16 protein-coding genes and 1 tRNA gene are annotated in these 25722 nt (G+C 40.6%); 4 read left to right on the forward strand and 13 right to left on the reverse strand.

All coding sequences use genetic code 11. The annotated features are described in order from the left end of the window. Nucleotides 1-40: 40 nt before the first annotated feature. The 13 genes from PDL71_RS14665 to PDL71_RS14725 all read right to left on the reverse strand — a co-directional run bounded on the left by PDL71_RS14665 (nucleotide 41) and on the right by PDL71_RS14725 (nucleotide 20232). On the reverse strand, nucleotides 41-1363 hold the full coding sequence (locus tag PDL71_RS14665) for an aspartate kinase (protein ID WP_407522379.1): 1323 nt from the start codon (nucleotides 1361-1363) through the stop codon (nucleotides 41-43). 493 nt (nucleotides 1364-1856) lie between these two features. Further along, nucleotides 1857-2933, reverse strand: a complete 1077-nt coding sequence (locus tag PDL71_RS14670) for an Ldh family oxidoreductase (protein ID WP_407522381.1) — start codon at nucleotides 2931-2933, stop codon at nucleotides 1857-1859. 157 nt (nucleotides 2934-3090) lie between these two features. Continuing rightward, the gene (locus PDL71_RS14675; RefSeq protein ID WP_407522383.1) at nucleotides 3091-3408 is read right to left on the reverse strand and encodes a DUF3467 domain-containing protein; all 318 of its coding nucleotides are present in this window, start codon (nucleotides 3406-3408) and stop codon (nucleotides 3091-3093) included. Between the two features lie 111 nt (nucleotides 3409-3519). Then, nucleotides 3520-3593 (reverse strand) — tRNA-Asp (locus PDL71_RS14680). A gap of 136 nt (nucleotides 3594-3729) precedes the next feature. Next, nucleotides 3730-5139, reverse strand: a complete 1410-nt coding sequence (locus tag PDL71_RS14685) for a TolC family protein (RefSeq protein WP_407522385.1) — start codon at nucleotides 5137-5139, stop codon at nucleotides 3730-3732. A 2-nt stretch (nucleotides 5140-5141) separates the two neighbouring features. Then, entirely contained in the window at nucleotides 5142-5819 is a 678-nt protein-coding gene (locus PDL71_RS14690; protein ID WP_407522387.1) for an ABC transporter ATP-binding protein, read from the reverse strand. 10 nt (nucleotides 5820-5829) lie between these two features. Continuing rightward, nucleotides 5830-8214, reverse strand: a complete 2385-nt coding sequence (locus PDL71_RS14695) for an ABC transporter permease (protein ID WP_407522389.1) — start codon at nucleotides 8212-8214, stop codon at nucleotides 5830-5832. Between the two features lie 60 nt (nucleotides 8215-8274). After that, the gene (locus PDL71_RS14700) at nucleotides 8275-10713 is read right to left on the reverse strand and encodes an ABC transporter permease (protein ID WP_407522391.1); all 2439 of its coding nucleotides are present in this window, start codon (nucleotides 10711-10713) and stop codon (nucleotides 8275-8277) included. A gap of 11 nt (nucleotides 10714-10724) precedes the next feature. Next, nucleotides 10725-13181, reverse strand: coding sequence for an ABC transporter permease (locus PDL71_RS14705; RefSeq protein WP_407522393.1), 2457 nt, complete (start codon nucleotides 13179-13181; stop codon nucleotides 10725-10727). Between the two features lie 11 nt (nucleotides 13182-13192). Beyond that, entirely contained in the window at nucleotides 13193-15628 is a 2436-nt protein-coding gene (locus PDL71_RS14710; RefSeq protein ID WP_407522395.1) for an ABC transporter permease, read from the reverse strand. A gap of 12 nt (nucleotides 15629-15640) precedes the next feature. Beyond that, the gene (locus tag PDL71_RS14715) at nucleotides 15641-18022 is read right to left on the reverse strand and encodes an ABC transporter permease (protein ID WP_407522397.1); all 2382 of its coding nucleotides are present in this window, start codon (nucleotides 18020-18022) and stop codon (nucleotides 15641-15643) included. Nucleotides 18023-18041: 19 nt separating this feature from the next. Further along, on the reverse strand, nucleotides 18042-18719 hold the full coding sequence (locus PDL71_RS14720; protein WP_407522399.1) for an ABC transporter ATP-binding protein: 678 nt from the start codon (nucleotides 18717-18719) through the stop codon (nucleotides 18042-18044). A 259-nt stretch (nucleotides 18720-18978) separates the two neighbouring features. Beyond that, nucleotides 18979-20232 carry an efflux RND transporter periplasmic adaptor subunit gene (locus PDL71_RS14725; protein WP_407522401.1) on the reverse strand — a complete coding sequence of 418 codons (1254 nt, stop codon included), beginning with the start codon at nucleotides 20230-20232 and terminating at the stop codon, nucleotides 18979-18981. A gap of 297 nt (nucleotides 20233-20529) precedes the next feature. Here PDL71_RS14725 and PDL71_RS14730 point away from each other — a divergent pair, with 297 nt between their 5' ends. The 4 genes from PDL71_RS14730 to PDL71_RS14745 are packed head-to-tail and all read left to right on the forward strand — an operon-like array spanning nucleotide 20530 to nucleotide 25693. Next, on the forward strand, nucleotides 20530-21930 hold the full coding sequence (locus PDL71_RS14730; protein WP_407522403.1) for a sigma-54-dependent transcriptional regulator: 1401 nt from the start codon (nucleotides 20530-20532) through the stop codon (nucleotides 21928-21930). After that, nucleotides 21920-23260, forward strand: a complete 1341-nt coding sequence (locus tag PDL71_RS14735) for a sensor histidine kinase (protein ID WP_407522405.1) — start codon at nucleotides 21920-21922, stop codon at nucleotides 23258-23260. Before PDL71_RS14730 ends, PDL71_RS14735 begins: the two co-directional genes overlap by 11 nt. A 52-nt stretch (nucleotides 23261-23312) precedes the next feature. After that, on the forward strand, nucleotides 23313-24284 hold the full coding sequence (locus PDL71_RS14740) for a Gfo/Idh/MocA family protein (protein ID WP_407522407.1): 972 nt from the start codon (nucleotides 23313-23315) through the stop codon (nucleotides 24282-24284). Nucleotides 24285-24286: 2 nt separating this feature from the next. After that, a complete protein-coding gene (locus PDL71_RS14745; protein ID WP_407522409.1) occupies nucleotides 24287-25693 on the forward strand; it encodes a sugar transferase in 1407 nt (468 codons plus the stop codon). Nucleotides 25694-25722: the final 29 nt, after the last annotated feature.

Raw genomic sequence — 25722 nt, forward strand, 5'->3', positions numbered from 1 at the left:
CAGTTGACTGACGGGCTTAAATTCTTTCGATTCATACAGCCTACTCCAATCCAAATATTCCTTTATTCAGCACTTGTAATGTTTTGGTTCGGTCATCGCTGGGCACCAGCAAAGAAATGTTATGCGGACTGCCGCCATAGCTCACCATTCGAACGGGAACATCTGAGAGGCTATCAAACAGTTTGGTGAGTACATTTTCTGTTTTGGCAATTTCATTACCCACAATACTTACAATACTCATGTTCTTATCAATATCAATGGTGCCGAATGGTTCCAGCTCTTTAATAATTTCTGCAAGATGCGTATCGTTATCAATCGTAACTGAAACCGCCACTTCAGAAGTAGTGATCATATCAATAGAAGTACGGTACTTCTCAAACACTTCAAATACTTTACGTAAGAAACCATAAGCCAGTAACATGCGGCTGCTCTTGATCTTGATGGCAATGATGCCGTCTTTGGCTGCCACTGCTTTTACTCCTACACTTCCGGCCTCTTCCACAATCAATGTGCCCTTGGCATCAGGCTGCATGGTGTTGAGCAACTTCACGTGAATATTGTAATGTTGTGCCGGCCAGATGGAAGCAGGATGCAGAATTTTTGCACCGAAGTAAGCCAACTCTGCCGCTTCATCAAAACTCAACTGTTCAATAGCTACTGTTTTCTTTACAATACGTGGATCATTATTGTGCATACCATCAATATCCGTCCATATTTCACAAACGCTGGCATTGATAGCTGCAGCAATCAGTGAAGCTGAATAATCACTGCCACCTCGTTTTAAATTATCCACTTCACCTTTAGCATTACGACTGATGTAACCCTGCGTAATAAACAATTGTATATCCTTATGCTGATTGAGCAACTGACTCAACTTTACTTTAATGGTGCCTACCTGAGGTTCATCATAACTGTCAATAGTCATAAAATCAAGAGCCGGCAACAATGCATGTTTGATTCCTTTTTCTTCCAGGTAACAGCTGAACATTTTTGTACTCATTAATTCACCCTGCGCCAGGATATCTTTATTCAACGCTTCATTAAAAGATATCTTCAGAATAATATTCAAAAACTCAAAATGCTCGGCAATGATGGTACGGCATTTTTCTTTGGCTGCATCTGTGCTTAAGAGGTTGTTGATGAAATTTTGATAATGCTCATTCAAGGCATCAATCTTTTGTTTGGCTTCCCGTTTATCACCGTTGGCTAATGCATCACCTATAGCTACCAAAGCATTGGTAGTGCCGCTCAATGCACTTAACACCACAATCTTGCTTTCGTTATCACGTGTAATTAAACTTGCTACATCATGCATACGTTCCGGCTTTCCCACAGACGTACCGCCAAACTTCATCACTTTCATGTTCGTAAATTTTGCCCCCATCCCCTAAAGGGGTGTTATTAGCCATCTAATTAAAATGGGAGTGGTTTTAAATTTATATTTTATGTTTTATGTTATCAGTTTCACTACTACTATTCAACTGCTGTTGCGTCGCATGGTACATCACGTCTTTAGCGTGACTCTTTTGCTTTTTGATTTTCATGGCATCAACACACCTCTTTCAATCCTCACTATTTTTTTGAGCCACTATTCCCCCTCCGGGGAGGGGATAAACAGTTTCCTTAAAAGAGATAAAATATTGTCTCACCTGCCAGGTGTCTAACGTCTTCGACGTCCTGACACCATTAACTCACTGAAATTTCAACATGCGAATTCACCGATGAATTTCTTCATCATCCCCCCACCGTCTTGTTAAAGTTGAAAATTCTTTAAAAGCCGTTCAGCAAAAAATCTTTCTTATGAGCAAGCAATCGTACCGGCGGTGATTAGCATCTAAATCAGCCGGGCTGCGAAATTAAAGATTGACGTTGAATTTCTGTCCAACTTTTGTCAAATCTTCCACCACTGATGCTACCAGCGGAATTCCTTTCTCCATCCTTTCCTGTTCAAACAAACGTTCAGGGTCGCCGGGTACTAACACTTTTTGTTCCGGGTGAATGGGAGTTGCAGTTCGGAAACGATGCAGCCATTGGTCCATATCTTTTTTAAAATCTTCAGCTTTACGAAATGCATCAATACGCATGGCACCTAAAAAATGTCCCAAGCCCTTGCCGGGTTGATTCTCCGGCATGGGTACATACGCAGGAAAAGGATTAGCCCAGGGACCGTAATTAGCACCGCTCAACACTGCTGAAAAAATATCAACAATACTTCCCAATGCATATCCTTTATGACTGCCATGTTCTCTATCACTGCCGAGTGGCAATAAGGCCCCGTTATTTTTTAAGACATGCGCATCGGTTGTTTCATTTCCGTTTACATCCTGGATCCACCCCAAAGGTGCATCAGCATGCTTACGCTGAAGAATTTCAAGTTTACCATTAGCAGCAGTTGTTGTTGCAAAATCAGCAACAAATGGTTCTTCCGCTCCGGCGGGAATTGCCACTGCAATAGGATTAGTACCCAGCATCCGTTCTTTTGAAAACGTTGGAGCTACTAATGCACTGGCATTGGTCATGGCCATACCAATCATATCATGCTGTAACGCCATCATGGCGTGATAGCCTGCAATACCAAAGTGATTACTGTTTTGTACACTTACCCAACCGGTACCACAGATTTTGGCTTTTTCAATAGCGATGTTCATGGCATACACAGCAACCACCAAACCGAGGCCGGCATCGCCGTCTACTACTGCTGTTGACGGGCTTTCATGAATAATGCGGATGTTGGGAGTTGCATTTACACGACCTGCTTCCCACAAACGCACATAACCACTCAGGCGTGCCACACCATGACTATCAATACCTCTTACATCGGCCGCCAATAATGCTTTTGTGGCGGTTGCAGCATCTTCATCACTGCAACCAATGGCGAGAAAAATATTTTGGGTGAAATTGTAAAGATGTGTGTATGAAAAAGTTTGATCCATGAACAAAACTGTAATTAATTGTGATGATTACAATTGCAGACCAGCGCCGCTATATGCACATGCTCTGATGTGTGCGACGCAAGGGACGATGCTATGGAAAGCATGCGTTGGTATCAAAAGAATAATTATTAATTATTCATTACTAATTATTCATTACTTATGCCTGCGCCGTGGGCCCGCCAAAATTCATGGGAATAGCCATTTCTTCCAGGTCACGGATGCTTCCATTAGCCGCTTCAAAACGCTGAATATTTTCTGTGAGCGCCTTCATAAAACGCTTGGCATGCTGCGGTGTAAAAATGATACGGCTTTTTACCTTGCTCTTGGGCGTGCCGGGCATAACGTTTACAAAGTCAATCACAAACTCTGCATGGCTGTGGGTAATAATGGCAAGATTGGCATACTCCCCTTCGGCTACTTCTTCGGTAATTTCAATATTGAGCTGGTTCTGGGGATTCATTTGTTGTTCATCCATAATAAAAAGTTGAGGGGCGAAGATACGATGCCGGGTTGATGAAAAACGGCTTCTGAGTTGGAGCGAAAGCTTAAAAACAAAAAAGGCTTCGAATCTTATTCGAAGCCTTTGCGGACCGGACGGGACTCGAACCCGCGACCTCCGCCGTGACAGGGCGGCATTCTAACCAACTGAACTACCGATCCTTGAACCCGAGCCATGACCTCTGACATGATCAGAATTATGGTTCGTTTTCGGGACGGCAAAGATAGGGGTTTCAACTTTTCAGCGAAAAACTTTTTAGATTTTTTATTGCAGAAAAATCAACCTGAAAAAGAAGCTCTACCATAACTCCCTACCCTGGTAAAAATCAAGCAGTTTGGTACGGAAAGTATACTCATACTTCGCCTGGATGAGATTGATGGTACTCCGGTCAAAATTATTTTTTACGAGTAAGAACTCCACAGCGTTGATTACGCCGTTTTCAAAACGAACCGTGGCAGCACGGAAAGATTCTTCAAAATTCATAACCTGCTCCTGCAAGGCATTGTAACGTTTGTACGAAGCATTCATGTTGAGCCATGCCTGTTCAATATTCTGACGAAGCTGGTAATGGGTGTTTTGTGCATCCAGCTGAACATTTTTATAATTGATATCAGCCAGTTTGATACGGTTCCTTGCCTGCAGGTTATTGAAGATGGGCACCTGCACACTTAAACCGGCGAAATAACCGATGTTGTTTTTCATTTGTGTGAAGTATCCAACAGGTTGTTGATTGAACTTTTGCACTTCCGTAAAAACAGGTGTACGTACGGAACCGTTTTTGGTGTACAACCCTGTATTTTCTTCCACAACTGATGTGGGGGTTAAACTTCTGAAAAAACTGGAATACCCACTACCCATGGCGCCTGTTAAACTTATAGTAGGAAAGTAAGCACCCTTTGCCACCTGCCTGTTTTTTTCGGCACTTTTTACCCGGTATTCATTGGCTTTTATAAGCGCCATGTATTCCATTGCTGCTGCAATAACATCTGATGAGGATTGTGCATACACTGCATCATTTAATTGAACCTGATTCCGTTCCAGTGTAAGTGCTGCTGCATAAGGTATGTTCATGAGCTGGCACAAACTGAGTTTTGATTGCTGCAAACTGTTTTCCAGGTTCACCAGGTTAATCTGTTCGTTCGCCATCTGGCCCTTCATATCAGTCAGTTGAAAACTTCCTGCCGAACCTTCTTTCACCAATACATCCATTCGCTCCACTTGTTTTTGCGTAACTGCCAGTTGAGCTTTGGATGCAGTAATCAAATCTTCATTCACCAATACCTGCATGTAAGCAAGAATTACATTGAGCACCAGGTTATCCTGCGCCTGTTTATAATCCATGGCTGCGGCTTTATAATTATAGTTAGCCTGCTGCAGCAGGTTTTGCAAACGCATGCCGTTATACAGCACCACGCCTGCATTTACATTGGGGTTGGATGATTCCAGTTGATTGTTGGTAAATGTATTGGTGATGGGGTCCACATTCCGGCCAAAGTTGAAACCATAGTTCCAGGAGCCATTTACGGCAGGCAGTAAATTCATTTTTGCCTGCTGATTGTTAATGGAAGCTGTTTGTTTTTGCAAACCGCTCTGTTGTACCTGGATGTTATTTTTAAGGGCTGTATCAATGCACTGCTTTAACGTGAGTTGCTGTGCATGAAGGCTGCAGGAAAAAAGAATAAAGATTGCCGTTAAATAATATTTCATAACTAATTGTGTATTGTGTTTTCAATTCTTCCATCCAGCAGGTGAATGGTGCGGCTTGCATAAGCTGCATTTTTTTCACTGTGTGTTACCTGTATTATAGTAACTCCTTCCTTGTTGAGCTGTTTAAATAATTCCATAATCTCCTCCCCTTGTTTGGAATTGAGATTACCGGTTGGTTCATCCGCCAGAATCAAACGTGGCTTGGATATGAGCGCCCTGGCAATACCAACTAATTGTTGCTGACCACCGCTTAACTGCGTGGGAAATAAATCCTTTTTACCAACGATGTTGAACCGATCCAGCATATCTGCCACCAATGCTTTCCGTTCAGATGATTTTACATCCTGGTAGAGTAAGGGCGTTTCAATGTTTTCATATACGGTTAATTCATCAATCAAATGATATTGTTGAAATACAAAGCCGATGTATTGCTTATACAGTTGGGAACGTTGCTTTTCTTTTATCTGGTGCACTTCTTCATGAAGAAACCGGTACGCACCTTCATCAAAACCATCCAGCATACCAATCACATTCAACAGTGTTGATTTACCTGAACCGGAAGGCCCCATGATGGAAATAAATTCGCCTTCCTGCACCTGCAGGTTAATATCTTTGAGCAGAAAGGTTCTGTTACCACCGATGGTAACCCACTTGAAAATGTTTTTTAATTCTAACAGCATTGTATTTTATTTATTCTGTTCTTAGAGATTTTACAGGATTTGAAACGGCCGCTTTTACCGCCTGGAAGGAAACAGTAAGTACGGCTACGAGTATAATGCACACGCCTGCAATGACAAACATCCATGCATTCAACACTGTACGATATGGATAATTCTGCAACCATTTATCGGCCAGCAACCACGCAACAGGAATGGAAATAAGGAGTGAGATAATTACCAGTTTTAAAAAGTCTTTTGATAAAGCTGTAGTAATGTTTGTAACAGATGCCCCCAACACTTTACGAACTCCAATCTCTTTTACCCTTCTTTCTGCTGCCAATACGGATAATCCGAATAACCCGATGCAGGAAATAAAAATGGTAAGTACAGCACCAAATAATAACATCTTTTTCCACCTCGCTTCTGATTCATATTGCCGTTGATTACTGATGTCTTTAAACTCATAACTGTAAGGCTGTATTGGTAATAGTTTTTTAAACACCTGTTCAATGTAGGGTAATACAGCTGCGGCAGTTCCTTCCTTCATACGTACAACAGCTAATCCAAAGTTATTTTGATTATTACTGAATAATTGAGGTTTAATTGCTTCATTCAGGGATGAGTAATGGTGATCTCTAACTACGCCAACTACTGTTAATTTTTTTTGATTATACCAGAAATCAACTGTTTGTCCTATCGGATTTTTCCAGCCTGCTGCTTTTACAAATGCTTCATTTACCAGCACAGATGAAGTAGAATCATAGGCCATCGTCTTTGAGAAATTCCGGCCCTGTACAACAGGTATTTTATAGATGGGCAAATAGTCTGCATCAATCCAGTCCATCGTAAATTCAATTTCCTTGTCCACATTCACTCTTGCAACGGTGATGTTAAAACCATTGTTACGGATGGCTACCTGTTCAATATTCGGATTCTTGAGCAACTCCTGTCGGAAAACAGATATTTCATTATTTGAAACATTAGGTATGGTGATTAAATGCTTATCATCATATCCCAGGTCTTTTGAAACAAGAAAATGAAACTGCTTATACATAACCGTTGTAGCGATGATAAGTAATGTAGCCAGCGAAAATTGCAGTACTACGAGTGATCGTTGCACATAATTTTTTCCGGAGAGTCTGAACCGGTTGTATAATGTTTCAACCGGGTTGAACCCTGATAGCACCAAGGCCGGGTAAAAACCAGCTAAAAATCCTGTGATCAGGAACAAAAAAACATATCCAGCCAACAGCTTCCAGTCAAACAAATAGCTTAATGACAAAACTTTATTAGAAAGCTCATTAAAAAACGGAAGTAAAAGTTGTGCAATTGCCAGGGCTAAAAGAAATGCAATCAAACTGATGATATAGGACTCACCTAATAATTGCCAGATGAGTTGCCGGCGATCGCTGCCCACAACTTTACGAACCCCGATTTCCTTAGCCCTTTTTAATGAACGTGCCACAGTTAGGTTTACAAAGTTGATACAGGCTATGATGAGAATAAATAAGGCAATTCCGGAAAGAATATAGGAGTACATCGGATTACTGGCACCAACCATTCCATTGTCAGCCCTGTACTCTTTACTCAAATGAATATCAGTATAAGGCTGCAGCAAATAAGTAGCTTTTGATTGGAAGTTATACTTCTCAGCCATCTGCTTAATCATTTCTTTTGCATCCGTTTCATAGAAACGCATCATCTTGGCTTCTGTTTGCTGTACATCAGCACCGGGCCCCAGTACTACAAATGTGTTGAGAAAGAAATTGAACCAATTGGCTCTGTCAGAAATTTCCTCGGGTGTTAATTGCAGTTTTGTTAGCAATTGAAATTTGAGTGATGAATTTTGCGGACAATCTTTAGCCACTGCTGTAACGGTGAATGGTACAAATCTGCCATCACGTTTTAATTCCATTGTCTTGCCTACTACATCCGAGGTGCCAAAAAATTTTTCAGCAACTGTTTCAGTGATTACAACAGCATCAGGATTTAACAATGCAGTCTTTGCATTTCCATAAAGTAGCTGAAACTGCATGAGTGAAAAGAAATTACTATCCACTCTGTGCCCTTCCTGAGGTAATATCTCGGTTCCTTTTCTAATATTCAAAAAATCACCCTGGATGCGTACAAACGAAACAATTTCAGGAACACCGGATGCAAATGCCGGTCCATGAAAACTTCCTGTATTACCACTCTGCATTTGAATACTTCCATCAGGATTTACATGCTTGCTTACTATGCGATAGATGTTTGAAACGTTTGGCAGAAACCGATCATAGCTCACTTCATCTTTTGTATACAAAAGAATCAACATAGCACAGGCCAGCCCCATGCTTAACCCGGCAATATTGATGATAGAATATACCTTATTCCTGATGAGGTTACGGAATGCTGTTTTGAAATAGTTTTTGAACATAACAGGTATTTAATTTTAAGCATACTAACATATCAGTAACTCGCAATGAATCATTCCTGATTACTCGGTCCTCAACCCCTTTACAGGATTTGAAAAGGCAGCCCTCCATGATTGCGATATCACAATCAATAAACTCAATGCCAGCATCACAAACACACTCAACACCAATATCCAGATGCTGATGCCTACACGATTTGCAAAAAAACGAAGCCACATATTATTGAGGATATATGCAAGGGGCAAAGCAATCACGGTTGCCAGCAACAACAGTTTTACAAAACCTTTTGATAACAGCATCATTATTTGCGGCACGCTGGATCCAACCACTTTGCGTATGCTTATTTCTTTGCTTCTTGTTTGAGCAGTATAGGAAGCCATGCCCAACAAACCAAGACAGGAAATGAAAACCGCCAATAAGGAAAGGAAGCCTAACACTTTTGCCACATCGCTCAGCATGGAATGAGTAAACAATATCTGTTCATCGAGAAATTGGTATTCAAACTTTGTGTTAGGGTTCACTTTCTTCCAGGTGCTTTCTAAAAATGCTATGGTGCCTGCAGTGTTAGTGCCGGAAATTTTTACAGCAGCCACTCCAAATGTTTTCGGCCTGTTACGTAGTATCAGCGGCGATATGCTGTTAGTGACATGCAGAAACTGGAAGTCTTTCACTACACCAATGATTTCAACTGTATTATCTTCCATCAATACTCTTTGACCGATAGCAGCACTGGCAGCACCAAAATGCCAGTCTTTCAACAAAGTTTCATTCACTATCACATAACTTTCGCCGGTAGTATCGGGTATCTCCGGAAACGTTTTTCCTGCAATCAGTTGCAACCCCATCACATCAAAAAATCTGGAATCAACATCAATAAAACTTATTTGCAAACTGTCTTTAAGATTATCTGCTTTAAAAACCTGTGTGCCGTTTTGTGTGCCTGTAGAAGGCATGAAAGAAACTGCAGACACACCCGCCACAGCCCTGTTCTTTGAAATTTCCTGTGCAAAGCGCTGATAGTTTCCGGGGTTATACAGGTTTATATCCACCACATTACTCTTATCAAAACCATAATCAAAATGGAGTACATGATTTGTTTGCTGATACAACACTGCTGTGGAAACAATAAATATGATTGATATGGTAAACTGCAGCACCAGCAACGCTTTTCGTATAGTAAGTCTGCGAAACATTTTCATACTACCTAAATTCCGCATCATCACAACCGGGTTGAATGCAGACATATACAGGGAAGGAAGCAACCCTGCAATAACCCCTGTTAAAATGCTGAAGAAAAGAAACAGCACATACAAAGAAAAATTCTGTTCCAAGCTGATATGCAAAAACTGGTTGAGCCAAAGACCGGTAAACGCATTTTTTAAAAAGGATAAAAAGCCAACAGCCAATATGAGCGAAAGCAACGCTACTATAACTGCTTCAGCAATAAACTGCATGAATATTTGTGCCCTTGAAGCGCCTGATACTTTGCGGATGCCTACTTCCTTTGTACGTGCCAGCGACCTTGCCACTGATAAATTAGTGTAGTTTAAACAGGCTGACAGCATTACAATCAATGCCAGCACACCCAGCACCAGAAGTACTGTTGGAGGCAATGTAAAGTTTGTTTCGTTGCCAACAGGATCAGACGATGCTATTTGAGTAAGCGGTTTTGATGTAAAAGCATATTCATTTCCACTACCTTTTATATACTGGCTTGCTGCAATACGGTTGAGTGCCGATTGCAAATCCTGTTCTGTTTTAGATTTATCAAGCAGCACATACGTATAGCTTTCCCACACGTTGTTCCAGTCATTTACATCAATGTTGATTTTTTTGTCCACTACCAGCACAGGCAATGTGCTTAATGATGCCAGCAATTTAAAAGGCAGATGTGTTTTACCGGGCACTTCTTTGAGCACGCCGGTGATTGTGAACAATCCATACGGAGTTTCCCTGTTTCCTTTCTCAGGTCCGCCGGGATTGACACCTTTATCATTGAACTGAACAACTTTTCCGAGCGCTTCTTCATTGCCAAACAACTGCTTCGCTAAATCTTCAGCAATCACCAGCGAAAAAGGGTTTTCAAGTGCTGTTGCAGCATTGCCTTTACTCAATGCGAAATCAAAAATTTTGAATAACTGTGCGTCAGCAAAATAGCCGCCACCGGTCGCCGCTTTTTCTTTATACAGCATATCGCCGCCTATTTTCCTTACCAATGTGGCGCTTTGCTCCATACCGGGAAAATCCTGTTTCAGTTTTTGGGCCAATGGAAATGCTGAACTGGCAGTTTTAAATTCATTCCTTCCCCTGCCCTCTGTCATGATCCTGTAGATGCGGTCCTTTTTGCTGTGAAAAGAGTCATAACTTTTTTGCTCCGCAAACATATTGATGATGAGCAGGCAAACCGACATGCCAACAGCAAGCCCGGTGATATTAATAAAGGAGAACACTTTGTTTTTTACCAGGTTTCTCCAAGCAGTTTTAAAATAGTTTCGCAGCATGATGATTGGTTTTATTCAGTTCGTAAGCTTTTTACAGGATTACTCAATGCAGCTTTTATAGCCTGGAAACTTACTGTAATGATGGCAATAGCCATTGCTGCTATAAGCGTTACAGCAAACACCTGCCAGCTTATATTAACCCTGTAAGCAAATTTTTGCAGCCATCCGTTCATTACGTACCATGCCAGCGGAGATGCGATGACAGAAGCAATCAATACGGGTTTTAAAAAGTCTTTTGACAATAATGAAACGATACTTGCTGTACCTGCACCCAGCACTTTACGTACACCAATTTCTTTTATACGCTGCTCAGCGCTGAACGCCGCCAGGGCAAATAATCCCAAACAACTGATGATGATGGCAATACAGGTAAAATACCAAACCAAAGAAGATAATTGCTCCTGTGCCTTGTAGTTCTTTTGAAAATCAGCATCAAGAAAACTGTATTCAAAAGGTTCATCAGTTACAGCCGTCTTCCAGCTTTTTTCAACAGCTGAAATTACCTGGTTCATAGCATGACCATTACCATGCACAATCAGGTAATTATAACTGCTCCCAGTATTCAACAGAAAAGCATAAGGTGTAATGGGCTGTTGTAAATCTTCATAATGAAAATCCTTTACAACGCCTGTCACTGTAAAATCAAGAACCTGGTTTCTGAAGTTGAAGAAAACTTTTTGCCCGATGGTGTTTTCAGCCGAAGCAAAACCCATTTCTTTTACAGCTTTCTCATTCAGGATAATACTACGGTTAGTGTCAGCAGCAAATTGTGACGAAAAGGAACGACCGGCGATTGTTTGAATGTTGAGCGTTTTTAAAAAATCATAATCCACCCTGTTGATTCTTGTATGTTTTGCCTGTGATGCATCCTGACCTTCTTTGTACAGGTTGTTATCTTCCGGATTAAAAATACCGGGATAATACACCGATGCTCCCACTGAAAGAACATCTTTGTTCTTACTGATTTCAGTTTTGAGAAAAGAATATGCCCGTTTTGCTGTTTCACTTCGCAGTGGTATTACCAGTTGATGCTCCTTTGCAAAACCTAAATCCTTGGAACGCATAAAGTTCATTTGCCGGTTGATAACCACAGTGGCCAGGATAAGACTTACTGAAACAATAAATTGAACTACCACCAATGCTTTCCGTAACGTAGCTGCGGCGAGGGTATTGGTAATTCTTCCTTTTAAAACTTTAACGGGTTTGAAAGAAGAAAGGTAAAATGCAGGATAGCTTCCTGCCAGCACACCTGTAATAAATGCAAGCAAAAAGAAAAACAAAATGAGCATCAGATTTTCAGTAAAGGAAAACGTTAACTCTTTACCGGCAATGGTTGAGAAAACAGGAATCACCATTTTTACAATGAGCAAGGAAAACAAAAATGAAATCAACGCCATCAATACAGATTCACCAAGGAATTGCCTGATGAGTGAAGATTTTTCTGCACCTAACACTTTTCGTACGCCTACTTCTGCTGAACGTTTGGAAGAACGTGCTGTTGCCAGGTTCATAAAGTTGATACAGGCTATGAGCAATACAAATAATGCAACAGAGCCGAGTATATAGAGATAAGTTAAGTTACCACTGGGTGTAACTGTATTATCCATTCCTGAATGCAGGTGCAGGTCTTTGAGCTTTGTAAGAAACTGAACTTTTTGCAGACCTGCCGCTTTAAGATCATTACCGGCATGTTTTTCCAGGAAAGCCGGAAACTTTTTTTCCAGAAGCCCAGCCTCAGTGCCCGGTTTCAATTTAAGATAAGTAAAGAACATGTTGTTGTTCACTAAGTTTTTGCCCTGGCTCAGTACATACTCTTCAATTGCACTTCCTTTATATGCCAGGAAAAAACGGGCGTCAATATGTGAAGGTTTACCGGTGGTTTTAAATACACCTGTAACTGTAAACTCTACATCACCGCCGGTAAGATTACTGGCAACGGTGATGCGTTTATTGAGAGCGGGCTCTTTACCGAAAAACTTTCCAGCAATTTCATCCGACAATACAACGGAACGGGGTTGTTCCAATGCAGTTGTAGCTGTACCTTCCACGAACTCATAACTGAATACTTTAAAAAATGCCGAATCAGCGATATATCCTTTGGGTTCATAAAAAGTAAGTGGTGCACTGTTAGCAGGTTTGTAGCGAAGCAGGGTTTTATCTTCCGTAAACAAACCCAGTAGTTTTGTATTGGTACTTATTTCAGGAAATTCCTCTTGTAACATGGAACCGAGTAAATAGGGAGCTGTTGGCATTTTATTTTCATCACCTGATCGTTTGATAACAGTACCAACCTGGTAAATCTGTTCATGATCTTTAAAATGCAGATCATAGCTGTGCTCATGTACCAGGTAAATAACAATCAACATACATACAGCAAGACCAACCGTTAACCCGAATACATTAATAGTGGTTGCTGTTTTGTTTCTGAGCAAATTTCGCCAGGCAATTTTGAAATAATTCTTCAACATGATGATAGGTTTTATTCTGTTCGTAAACTTTTAACAGGGTTATTTAATGCTGCTTTAACAGCCTGGGAACTTACTGTTAGCAGTGCAATCAATAAAGCAACAAATCCTGCCAGAGCAAATACCCACCAGCTGATAGTAACTCGGTAAGCAAAATCCTGCAACCATTGGTACATAGCCCACCATGCCACAGGAAATGCTACAAGAGAAGCAATACCCACCAGTTTTATAAAATCTCTTGATAACAGCGTAGTAATACTTCCTACAGATGCACCTAATACTTTACGTACACCAATTTCTTTGGTCCGTTGTTCAGCCATGTAGGCTGCCAAACCAAATAAACCCAAACAGGCAATGAAAATGGCCAGCAGGGAAAAGGAAAGAGCCACTTTGCCAACCCGCTGTTCTGCACGGTACATATTGTCAAAAGATTCATCAAGGAACTGGTAGCTGAAAGGCATATCAGGAGCCATTGTTTTCCATTTCTGCTCAATGGTTTTGATGAGACCATTTACATCAGCTGCGGCAACTTTAAATGCAGCAGCCCACTTATTATTGCCCAACCGCATGGAAAGAGGACCGATGTTTTGGCGCAGTGATTCAAAGTTGAAATTTTTAACTACACCAATTACTGTATAAGCAGTGGCAGTACTGGCGCCATTGCCATCCGATGAATATAATTTTTTACCAACAGGATTATCTACACCCATGATTTTTGCTGCAGCTTCATTAATAATGATAGCCGATGAATCAGAACCATACTGTGTTGAAAAATTACGGCCCATGACCATTTCCATTCCTAAAACCGGTATGTAATTATAATCCACGTTCCATGTCTGCATATTAAACCCGGTTTTTTCTGTCATCACCGCTTCGGTGGAAAAGCTGTTATCACTACGTGATGAATTACTTACAGGCAAATAACCTGCAAAGGACGATGCCTTTACACCACTGATTTTGGCCACTTCATTTCTGAATGCATCTACATTACTGCCCAAAGCTGAAGTGCCATTAATAATCAATAACTGATCTTTATTAAAACCGATTTTAGTGTTCTGAATATAGTTAAGCTGTTTGTACACCACAATGGTTCCGATGATGAGCACAATGGATGTAAAAAACTGGAACACCACCAAGGCACTTCTGAAATTATTTTTACTGAAGCCACTGTTTATTTTTCCTTTAAGTACAGTTATGGGCCGGAATGATGAAAGAAAAAATGCAGGGTATAAACCTGCGAGCACACCCGTTGCAATGGGCATAAGAATCAAAAACAAAAGATAACCGGGTTGTAAAAGTTCCTTTATGTTTAATGCTTTACCTGCTATAGAATTGAAATAGCCAATACTTAACCCTACCAGCCCGATGGCAAGTATAAGACCCATAAACACCATAAGTGTTGATTCCGTTAAGAACTGACCGATCAGCATTTTCTTTTCTGTACCTAACACTTTTCTGATACCTACTTCCTTCGCCCTGTTTGCTGAACGGGCTGTGGAGAGATTCATAAAGTTTACACAAGCAATGAGCAGAATAAATAGTGCAACTGCAGAAAAAATATAAACATATTGCATACTGCTGTTCACACCCAGTTCCGGAAAACGGTCTGATTTCAAATGAATATCCAGCAACGGCATCAGTGAGTACACAAGTTTATTGCCTGTTTTTTCAAAGTCGGCCATACTATTAATCTGCATAAACTGTTTGGCCTGTGGTAAAATATACTTATCAACAACCTGCGTAAAGTTTCTATCAAATGCTTTGGTATCAGTTCCTTCTTTCAATAAAAGATAAGTATGAAAATTATGACTCAGAAAATTTCCCCATCCATACTCCACATTATCCATGGAAAAAAAGAAATCAAAATTGAAATGTGAATTGGCTGGAATATCTTTTATAACAGCAGTTACTTTGTAAAGTGTTTTGGTATTATCATTGGTTTCGATATTTTGACCAATGACGTTTACAGTACCAAAATATTTATTGGCGGCTGATTCTGTAATCACCACCGTGTTCGGTTCATTTAAAGCAGTTTGCGGATTTCCGGCAATCACCGGCAGGGTAAAAACTTCAAACAATGTTGAATCAGCATGTGTAACACGGGTTTCATTAATAAACGCATTTCCCTTTTTTATGAGTTTGGAGCCGGCGGAGTTATAAATCCTTACAAACTGCTCCACCTGCGGATAATCTTTTTTAAGCGTAGCACCCATGGGATCACTGGATACTGCCAGTTTTAAATCTGTACCACCAAAACGTATATCAGAGTTAATCCTGTAGATACGGCTTGCTTTTTGGTGATAACGGTCATAACTCAATTCATCTACTACATACAAAGCAATTAAAATAAAACAAGCAAGCCCTACTGCCAAACCTGCTATATTAATGATGGAAAAAGTTCTGTTTTTCAGCAAATTCCTCCAGGCAATAACAAAATAGTTTTTCAGCATAACGATAAGGTTTTATTCTGTTCTTAAACTTTTTACCGGGTTTGATACAGCCGCTTTAACTGACTGAAAACTTACAGTTATCAATGTGATGAACAAAGCAACTCCTACTGCAAGTACAAATACCCACCAGGGCATATCAGTACGGTAGCTGTACTTCTGCAGCCATTCACGCATGTAGTAATAAGCAATGGGCACAGCAATCAACGAAGAGCATAATACCAGCAGTACAAAATCTTTTGAAAGCATTTGCCAAAGGTTGAGTACCGATGCTCCTAATACTTTGCGGATACCGATTTCTTTGGTTCTTTGTTCCGCTACATAAGCAGATAAACCAAACAGACCCAAGCAGGAAATAAGAATGGTTAACAATGCAAATATGGCTGCCAGTTTACCCACCATCATTTCAAAACGGATCTTCTTACCAAACTCTTCATCGGTAAAATGATATTCAAACGGAAAAGCAGGATTGTATTTCTGGAAAATAGGTGTGATGGCAGCAAGAGCTTTACCGGCAGAAACATTGGATTTAATCCTGAACATTAACGTGCTGGACCAACCCGGATTGTAAAAAAACAAAGCAGGGCCCACCGGTTCAAACGGATTACTCATGATGGTGTTTTCTGTAACGCCTACAATGGTATGTTTTATTCCGTCGCCAAGATTCACATATTTACCGATGGGATCTTTCAATCGCATTCTTTTTACGGCTGCTTCGTTAATGAGCACATTGGTTGAATCTATACCGGATCCATCCTGGTAAAAATCTCTCCCTTCTTTTATTTTTATATAGAGTGTTTTAAAATAATCTTCACTGGTAGCAATGGTAGCTACAGTGATATTTTCACCGGGCTCTTTACCGGGAAAATCTTCCACCAGCCAGTTTGACCAGATAGAACTGATGGGACTTGACGACTTGGTTACATCCTCAATGTATCCTGTAGCCAGCATTTCTGCTTTTACCACATTATAGTTTTTAGCCAAATCCTCTTTCATATCTACCTGCACCACGCCGTTAGGATTAAAACCCAATGGGCGTGCCTGTACTTTTTGGATCTGCCTGTAAATAACAATGGTACTAACAATGAGTGCTACTGATGCTGTGAATTGTGCCACCACCAGTATCTTGCGTGGAAGTGCAGCGTATTTACCTAACTTAAATGTTCCCTTCAGCACTTTGATGGTGGAGAAGGAGGAAAGATAAAATGCAGGATAAGAACCGGCAATGATTCCTGTTGTTAGAATTACCAGCACACTCATGATCCAGAAGTAAGGGCTGGAAAAAGGAATGCTGATTTTTGATTCAATCAACTGATTGAAGGATGGCATCAACAGCAACAAAAAAAGCAATGCTGTTATATAGGAAAGAGCTGCAATAAAAACAGATTCACCGAGAAATTGCAGTACCAGGCTTCGCTTGTCGGAGCCGATTGATTTACGTACCCCTACTTCCCTTGCACGTTTTTCGCTGCGGGCTGTACTCAGGTTCATAAAGTTGATACAGGCAATCAATAATACCAGAAAACCTATAACACCAAACATTTTAATATAATCAATCAAACCACCATTGGCTTTCCATTCATGAAATTCGTTATACAAACGCCATTTTGTAATGGGGTGTAATGCTATTTCACTTTTAGCCGTTGAATCATGTTGCCTGATGAGCCCTCTTATTTTAGATTCTACCTGCTCCTGTGTTACATTTTCATCCAACGCCACATACATCTGAAAGGAATAATTATCCCACTGTGTACGTGCCTGCTTTACCCAACTCTGCCTGTTTTCATAATGAGCAAAACTCATGAAATACTCAAACTCGTTGAAGTAACTGTTTTGTGGTATATCCTCCACAATGCCTGTTACTTTTAAATCAGCTACATTGTTCCAGCGAACAGTCTGGTTCATGGGATCCTTATCACCAAACAGGCTTTTAGCAGTACTTTGCGTAAGTACAATATTATCCGGCTGCTGTAAAACTGTAGCCGCATCACCTCTTAAAAAACGAAACTGAAAAATCTTAAAAAAATCAGGCGCTACTTCGGTTCCATACTTTGTGAATTTGTTGTCGCCCACTTTTAACCCCTGCTTGCCTTCCCAATTAGTTTCGGCTACATACTTAATGCCGGGAATATCCTTTCTGAAAATTTCAGCAAAAGGAAGCAATACCGCCGTCATTGTAAACTTTTCACCGGTATTACCACTTACACCATTTACCATTACCCTGTATACCTGGTTTTTGTTTTTATGAAACCGGTCATAACTCAGCTCGTTATAAATCCATAAACCAATGAGTAAAGAAACAGTGATGCCGATAGCTAAACCAAAAATGTTGATGGCACTGAAAGCTTTATTCTTACGAAGGTTACGCCAGGCAATTTTGAAGTAGTTCTTAAGCATGTGATAAGGTTGAATGTATTTACACCAGGATGTTTTCTGTAACTGTCTGCCCGTCCAGCATTCTTATAATACGGTGACTGTATTTAGCATCATGTTCACTATGTGTTACCATAATGATGGTAGTGCCCTGTTCATTTAAATCAGTAAGCAACTGCATTACTTCATTTCCATTGCTGGAGTCAAGATTACCGGTAGGTTCATCAGCAAGAATAAGTTTGGGATTGTTTACCACGGCTCTTGCTACTGCTACACGCTGCTGCTGACCACCACTTAACTGCTGGGGATAGTGATTGCGGCGGTGCATGATCTGCATTTTGTCCAGCACCTCTTCCACACGTTTTTTTCTGTCTGCTGTTTTTACACCTGTATAGATCAGGGGCAGTTCTACATTTTCAAAAACAGTGAGTTCGTCAATGAGGTTAAAACTCTGGAATACAAACCCGATATTCCGTTTGCGGAGATCAGCACGTTTACGTTCATTAAAACCTGCTACTTCAATTCCGTTGAATAAAAAGCTGCCGCCATCAGGATCATCTAAAAGTCCAACGATGTTTAATAAGGTTGATTTTCCGCAACCGCTGGGTCCCATTACAGCTACAAATTCACCTTCCTTTACTTCAAAAGAAAGTTTATTGAGTGCCACTGTTTCCACTTCTTCAGTGCGGTAATACTTTTCCAGGTTGGTAATTTTTATCATGTGCTATGGTTTTTACTGTTGAATTAATTAAAGAAAAAAGATTGGGTTAAAGGTGAACTGTCAAAAACTTGGAATTTTTGAAGAGCCGTTTTTTTGGAAACAGGCTTAACTGCACCGGTTTTCTTTGCCGCCGGCTTTTCAGTATTAGTTGTTGATTTTGTTTCGTTGACGCCGGGATCCGTCAATAAAAAAATGGAAACCAGGATTGTAAAAAAAGAATAACTCATAAATAAGGTTTAATGATTAATGATCAGTCCAACTATTTTTTCAGAATCAGTTCCTGCATGGTTCCATAGTTTTCGTAACTGCTGGTAACTACTTTATCACCGGGTTTTAAACCGCCTAACACTTCATAGAAATCAGGATTCTGACGGCCCAGTTGGATATCTACTTTATACGCCATTGTTCCGTTCTCATTCACTTTAAATATCCAGTTACCGCCGGTTTGCTGGTAAAAACCACCTTTGGGTACCAGCACAGCCTGTGTTTCATCACTCAATGCCAAACGTATCTGTAAGGTTTGACCACGACGGATGGACTCAGGAATTTTTTCAGTAAACTCCATATCTACCTGGAAGCGGCCACTCACTACCTGTGTGTACACTTTTTTTATTTTCAACTGGTAGGTTTTTCCGGCTACATCACAGTTACCAACAAGGCCTGTAAAAATGCGGCTGATATAATGTTCATCAATATCCACTCTTACTTTATAGCCACTCATCACATCAATCTGCCCCAGCCGCTGACCTTTATTTTTGTTTTCACCAATTTCTGCATCGAGTGAAGTGAGTTGTCCGTCAACCGGTGCACGTACAATCAAATCACCCACCTTCTTACGCATTAATGCCAGTGTACGTTTCATTTGCTCATAACTTTCAGTAGCCTGGTCTACCTGTTGTTTGGTACTTACCGCATCCGTCTTCATTATCTGCTCAGAAAGTTTTTTGCGGCGCAACTGGTACTCGTATAAATTTTTACTGCTTTGATATTCCTGTGCACCAATCACTTTTTGATCAAACAGTTTTTTATTGAGATTGTAAACACGTTCCGCTTCCCGTAAAGCATTATCAACATCCGCATCCTGGTTTTGACGGGTAATGGAGTTTTGCTCCACATTGTTTTTGGCAATCTGCATCTGGGTTAACACATTAAACACCTGTGTTTCCTGGTTTGCCAGTTGTAATTCAAGATCGGTATTGCTTAAACGAAGAATGGGTTGATCTTTTTTCATCATAGCACCATCTTCAACAAATTTTTCTTCTACACGTCCGCCTTCCATCGCATCCAGGTAAATAGTTGTAACCGGAAGTACTACTCCGTTTACCGGAATAAACTCCTGGAAGGTTCCTTTTTTAATTTCACTGATGGTGATGCGTTCTACTTCTACATTCAGTTTTGATTTGCCCGAAGTAAAATAAATGCTGCCTGCAACCAATGCCACAATTGCGGCGACGCCTGCAATGGTGAGCACCCGTTTTGAATTCCATTTCTTTTTTTCTATCACTCTGTCCATAAAAATCGTTCCTGTATTCTTTAAGTTATTGATGATACGTTAGAACGTATGCCACCGTTACAGATGGCATACGTTTTTTTACCAAAAATCAATTGTTGATGATAAGAGCTGCACATTACCTGTTAAATCCGTGCCAGTAAGTTAAGTGCCTGATTTTCATGCAGGTTGACAAACCACTAATCAAAAAGTGTTCGGTTTTGATACACTTGTTGTACGGTTTTGATACAGCCCGCACAAAAGCTTCCGGAAAAAGAAGAATTAGTTGTGAATGGTAATTGAAGTTGGTAAAATTGTGTTTTGAAATCAGAACACAAAAGTGCATATACGGCAGCCGGTAACATGAACATTAAAAATGCATCCATACTTGTAATTGATGATGATACAGATGTGCTCACAGCTGTGAGGCTGTTATTAAAAACGGAAGTAAAGGAAGTTGTTACCGAAAAAAATCCTGAAAACATCCGTCAGCACATCACCCGTCATCATTTTGATTTGATTCTGCTGGATATGAATTATAACAGCAGCATCAACACAGGTAATGAAGGCATTTACTGGCTCCGTAAAATCAAAGAGATTACAAAAGAACCTGCCGTTATTATGATCACTGCTTATGGCGATATTGACCTTGCTGTTCGCTCATTAAAAGAAGGAGCTGCTGATTTTATGATCAAGCCCTGGCACAATGAAAAACTGATAACCACCATCAGCGAAGCACTGAAGAAAAAAGAACAAAACAAAGCAACTGCTTCTATAAAAGCAAAAGCAACAATCGGAAGCTCGCCCATCATTGGAGAAAGCGAAGCCATGAAAGATATCTTTGTGAAGATTGAAAAAATTGCACCTACTGATGCCAATGTTTTGATCCTGGGCGAAAACGGAACTGGTAAAGATTTAATTGCCTCGGCCATTCATCAACAATCCTTACGGGCAGGTAAACCATTGATTAAAGTGGATGCGGGTGCTTTAACAGAAAGCCTGTTTGAAAGTGAATTGTTCGGTCATAAGAAAGGAGCGTTTACTGATGCAAGAGAAGACCGTATCGGCAGGTTTGAAGCTGCAGATGGCGGCACTTTATTTCTTGATGAAATCGGAAACATTTCTTTACAGCAACAGGCCAAATTACTTTCTGTATTACAAAACAGGCAGGTGATTCGTTTAGGAACCAACGAACCCATACCCGTGGATATACGTTTGATCTGCGCTACCAATCTTCCAATTACTGAACTGGCAAATGAGCAACGGTTTCGTAAAGACCTGGTGTACCGAATCAATACGGTTGAAATGATATTGCCGCCGCTGCGTAAACGAAAAGATGATATTCCGCTGCTGGCACAACATTATATGCAGGTGTACGCAGAAAAATACATCAAACCCAAATTAGAACTGGATAAAAAAGCCATTGACAAATTGATGAGTCACCCCTTCCAGGGTAATGTGCGTGAACTGCAGTACACTATTGAACGTGCAGTGATTATGGCCGAGGGTGAATTCATTAAACCGGAAGACCTCATCTTCTCTCCCATTGAACAGGCAAAAGAAGATACAGGCGAGGAACAGGATTTCAGTTTGAGTACGGTTGAAAAAAACACCATCCTGCGGGTGATTGAAAAACATAATGGCAATATTACGAAAGCGGCTAAAGAATTGGGTTTAACCAGGACTGCCCTGTACAGAAGATTAACGAAATATGATATTTAACCGATACGAATGGCGTTTATTGATCCGCATTGTACTGCTGGCTGCTGTATTATTTGCAGAAGCCTGGCTGGTACAAAAGCAATTGTACACTTATGCTTTTGTGTTGGCATTGCCAATATTCTACCAGTTGTATGATTTATACAGGCTCCTGAAAAAAGCACAGGATGAAGTAAAAGAATTTGCAGAGAGCGTACACTACCGTGATTTTTCAAGATACTTTAATGTAAAAACCGCTCCTGCTGAACTGCAACCCCTACGGGAAGGATTTAATGAAATCAACAGCACGTTTAAAGTGATCAGCCGGGAAAAAGAAACGCAGTATGTGTACCTGCAAAAAATCCTGGAGTTGGTGGATACAGGTATCATTTCCTACAATGTGGGCAGTGGTGAACTGGCATGGATGAATGAAACTTTTAAAAAGATGATGGACATTCCTTATCTCAAAACCATTCATTCCCTGGAAAAAAGAGATGAGCAACTGTACCGGGAAGTGATGAGTATTAAAACGGGCGAAACAAAGATTGCCAAAGCAAGTACCGGGCGCAGTAGTTTTAAAGTATTACTATCAGCCACCGCTTTTCAAACAGATGAACAGATTTTTAAATTGATTGCTTTTCAGAATGTGAGCGAAGCATTGGATGAAACAGAAGCAGAAGCCTGGCGCAAACTGCTGAGTGTAATGACGCATGAAATTATGAACTCCGTTGCGCCCATCTCTTCACTGGCAGATACATTGAAAAACAGGCTTACGCTTGCGGCTAATCATTTACAAAATCATGAAGGTGCAGTAGATGACCTGGAGCTGGGTATTGAAACTATTAAACGTCGCAGTGAGGGTTTACTGAAGTTTGCAGAAACCTATCGTAATCTGAATAAAATTACCACACTCAATATTAAAAAGATATTGGTGCGTGACCTGTTTGAAAACCTGCATCAATTGATGCAGCCTACTTTAGAACAAAAGCAGATAGAACTGGATATTATTTTAAAAGACCCGGCTGTTACACTGGATGTTGATACCAATTTAATTGACCAGGTACTTATTAACCTGCTGGTCAATGCCATTGAAGCTGTAAAGGAAAAAGAGCACCCGGTGATTACTCTTTCAGCACAAACCACCAATAACAAAACTACCATTAAAGTAGCTGATAACGGAACCGGTATGCCGGCAGAAATCTTAGACAAAATCTTCATCCCTTTCTTCAGCACCAGGAAAACAGGCAGCGGTATCGGTCTGAGTTTATGCAAACAGATTATGCTCTTACATAAAGGCAGCATACAGGTGCAGAGTAAAGAAGGCGAGGGAACGGTGTTTGTGTTGGTATTTTAAAAAAGCGGCCTTCCACCAACCCTTATTATATTTGCTGAATAACATCTTTATCATGCTCAAAATCGGCGTTTTTGGTGCGGGTCACCTGGGTAAATTTCATTTAAACAACTGGAAGGAAATTGAAGGCGTGGAATTGGTTGGCTTTTATGACCCCAGCGACCGTACCGCCAAAGCTGTTACTGAAAAATACAACCTCAAACGTTTTATCAACCCGGAAGATTTAATGGCACTGGTAGATGCGGCTGATGTAGTGGCCCCTACCAATCATCATTTTGATTTATGCAAGCTGGCCGTACGTATGGGCAAGCATGTGTTTGTTGAAAAACCCATGTGCAATACCATGGAAGAAGCCAATGAACTGGTGAAACTGGTGCGGGAGGCCAATGTAAAATTACAGGTAGGTCATGTGGAGCGTTTCAACCCGGCATTCCTGGCGGTTAAAGACCTGCAATTGAACCCAATGTTTATTGAAGTACATCGTCTTTCGCAATTCAATCCACGTGGCACAGAAGTGAGTGTGATACTGGATTTGATGATTCATGATATTGATATTATTTTAAGCCTGGTGAAGAGTGATGTTAAACAGGTGCATGCCAATGGTGTAGCAGTGATGACGGATACACCCGATATTGCCAACGTACGTATTGAATTTGATAATGGCTGTGTAGCCAATCTTACCAGCAGCCGCATCAGTATGAAGAAGATGCGTAAGATCCGTTTGTTTCAACGGGATGCGTATATCGGCATTGATTTCCTTGAAAAGAAAAGTGAGATCATTAAAATGAAAGACACCAATGATAAGGATGCCTTTACGTTTGATATTGAAACAAAGAACGGCACCAAAACCATTGCGGTTTCTAATCCTGCTGTTAAAGATGTAAATGCCATTAAGATGGAATTACAGCAGTTTAAAGATGCAATCATTAATAACACACCTACTGCTGTAACAGAAGTTGATGGTTTGCGGGCAATGGATGTAGCACACCAGATTCTGCAAAAAATTGAACGTAGTACCGCCGGGTGAACATGAGTTTGAATAAAAAGATATCAGTCCGTTGGTATTTGCTGGGCGATTGGCTGGCAGCGGTTATCAGTTGGGGTTTATTCTACCTGCTGCGTCGTTTGGTTTTGGGAGAAGCTCAATCCCTGTTTCAACAGGAACTGGATGATAATTTTTATCTCGGCATCACCATCATTCCACTCTGCTGGTTAGCTTTATTTCATCTGGCAGGCACCTATCGGAATCTTTACTATAAATCAAGATTGCAGGAATTAACCAATACTTTTTTCAGCACCTTACTGGGTTGTACTTTTTTATTTTTTGCATTCCTGCTGGATGATAACATTTCTTTCTACACATTGTATTATAAAGAAGCCGTTCTTTTATTCGGCATTCACTTCGTTTTATTCTGGTTAAGCCGCTGGAGTATATTAGTGTATATAAAAAATCAATTAACCAGCAGGCAGGTTGTTATTCCCACTCTTATTATTGGAAATGGACTTAAAGCATTGCAGGTTTACAAGGACATTAAAGAAGCCCGCTCGGAAATTGGGTATGAAGTATGTGGTTACATTCAAACAGGTAACTACAATAACGGATTTAATAAACAGGTTCACTTATCAGGTACCATTGATAATCTTTCTGATGCTATCAGGCAGCACTCCATTGAGCAGGTTATTATTGCCACTGAAGAAAAAAGCACCACTGATTACTGCATCAATCTACTCAGTGAACATGATGTAAATATTAAACTTTTACCCGATACTTCTGATATTCTTTCCGGTTCGGTAAAGACAACTAATATCACAGGTGCTGTGTTGATTGAATTGCATAATAACATGATGCAGGAGTGGCAACTCAACATCAAACGCCTGGTGGATGTGGTGCTTTCCTTACTTGCTTTATTGATTCTTTCACCGTTGATGCTTTATACAATGCTCCGTATTCGTTTCTCATCGCCGGGAACAATTTTTTATTCGCAGGAACGGATTGGTTTGAAAGGAAAGCCCTTCCGAATTCATAAGTTCAGAAGTATGATTATGAATGCCGAACCTGACGGGCCGGCACTTTCATCAAATCATGATGAACGGATTACAGCCTGGGGTAAGGTAATGCGTAAATGGCGGCTGGATGAGTTGCCGCAGTTCTGGAATATTCTGAAAGGAGACATGAGTCTCGTTGGCCCACGGCCGGAACGTAAGTTTTATATTGACCAGATTGTACAAAAAGCACCGTACTACCGGTTTTTGTTGAAGGTAAAACCCGGGCTCACCAGCTGGGGCATGGTCAAATTCGGCTATGCTGAAAATGTAGATGAAATGATTGAGCGGAGTAAATACGATTTGGTGTATATTGAAAACATATCACTGGGACTGGACCTGAAAATATTAATCCACACTTTACGTTTAATATTTTTGGGGAAAGGACGATAGCTGAAATGCCAGATCCAAACAAACCGGAA

It is taken from the genome of Lacibacter sp. MH-610, from assembly GCF_045780045.1.
Classification (GTDB): domain Bacteria; phylum Bacteroidota; class Bacteroidia; order Chitinophagales; family Chitinophagaceae; genus Lacibacter.

What these genes read in the sequence shown, in the direction of transcription:
- PDL71_RS14665 (WP_407522379.1), bottom strand. Translation starts at nt 1,363, where the DNA reads ATGAAAGTGATGAAGTTTGGCGGTACGTCTGTGGGAAAGCCGGAACGT.
- PDL71_RS14670 (WP_407522381.1), bottom strand. Translation starts at nt 2,933, where the DNA reads ATGGATCAAACTTTTTCATACACACATCTTTACAATTTCACCCAAAAT.
- PDL71_RS14675 (WP_407522383.1), bottom strand. Translation starts at nt 3,408, where the DNA reads ATGGATGAACAACAAATGAATCCCCAGAACCAGCTCAATATTGAAATT.
- PDL71_RS14685 (WP_407522385.1), bottom strand. Translation starts at nt 5,139, where the DNA reads ATGAAATATTATTTAACGGCAATCTTTATTCTTTTTTCCTGCAGCCTT.
- PDL71_RS14690 (WP_407522387.1), bottom strand. Translation starts at nt 5,819, where the DNA reads ATGCTGTTAGAATTAAAAAACATTTTCAAGTGGGTTACCATCGGTGGT.
- PDL71_RS14695 (WP_407522389.1), bottom strand. Translation starts at nt 8,214, where the DNA reads ATGTTCAAAAACTATTTCAAAACAGCATTCCGTAACCTCATCAGGAAT.
- PDL71_RS14700 (WP_407522391.1), bottom strand. Translation starts at nt 10,713, where the DNA reads ATGCTGCGAAACTATTTTAAAACTGCTTGGAGAAACCTGGTAAAAAAC.
- PDL71_RS14705 (WP_407522393.1), bottom strand. Translation starts at nt 13,181, where the DNA reads ATGTTGAAGAATTATTTCAAAATTGCCTGGCGAAATTTGCTCAGAAAC.
- PDL71_RS14710 (WP_407522395.1), bottom strand. Translation starts at nt 15,628, where the DNA reads ATGCTGAAAAACTATTTTGTTATTGCCTGGAGGAATTTGCTGAAAAAC.
- PDL71_RS14715 (WP_407522397.1), bottom strand. Translation starts at nt 18,022, where the DNA reads ATGCTTAAGAACTACTTCAAAATTGCCTGGCGTAACCTTCGTAAGAAT.
- PDL71_RS14720 (WP_407522399.1), bottom strand. Translation starts at nt 18,719, where the DNA reads ATGATAAAAATTACCAACCTGGAAAAGTATTACCGCACTGAAGAAGTG.
- PDL71_RS14725 (WP_407522401.1), bottom strand. Translation starts at nt 20,232, where the DNA reads ATGGACAGAGTGATAGAAAAAAAGAAATGGAATTCAAAACGGGTGCTC.
- PDL71_RS14735 (WP_407522405.1), top strand. Translation starts at nt 21,920, where the DNA reads ATGATATTTAACCGATACGAATGGCGTTTATTGATCCGCATTGTACTG.
- PDL71_RS14740 (WP_407522407.1), top strand. Translation starts at nt 23,313, where the DNA reads ATGCTCAAAATCGGCGTTTTTGGTGCGGGTCACCTGGGTAAATTTCAT.
- PDL71_RS14745 (WP_407522409.1), top strand. Translation starts at nt 24,287, where the DNA reads ATGAGTTTGAATAAAAAGATATCAGTCCGTTGGTATTTGCTGGGCGAT.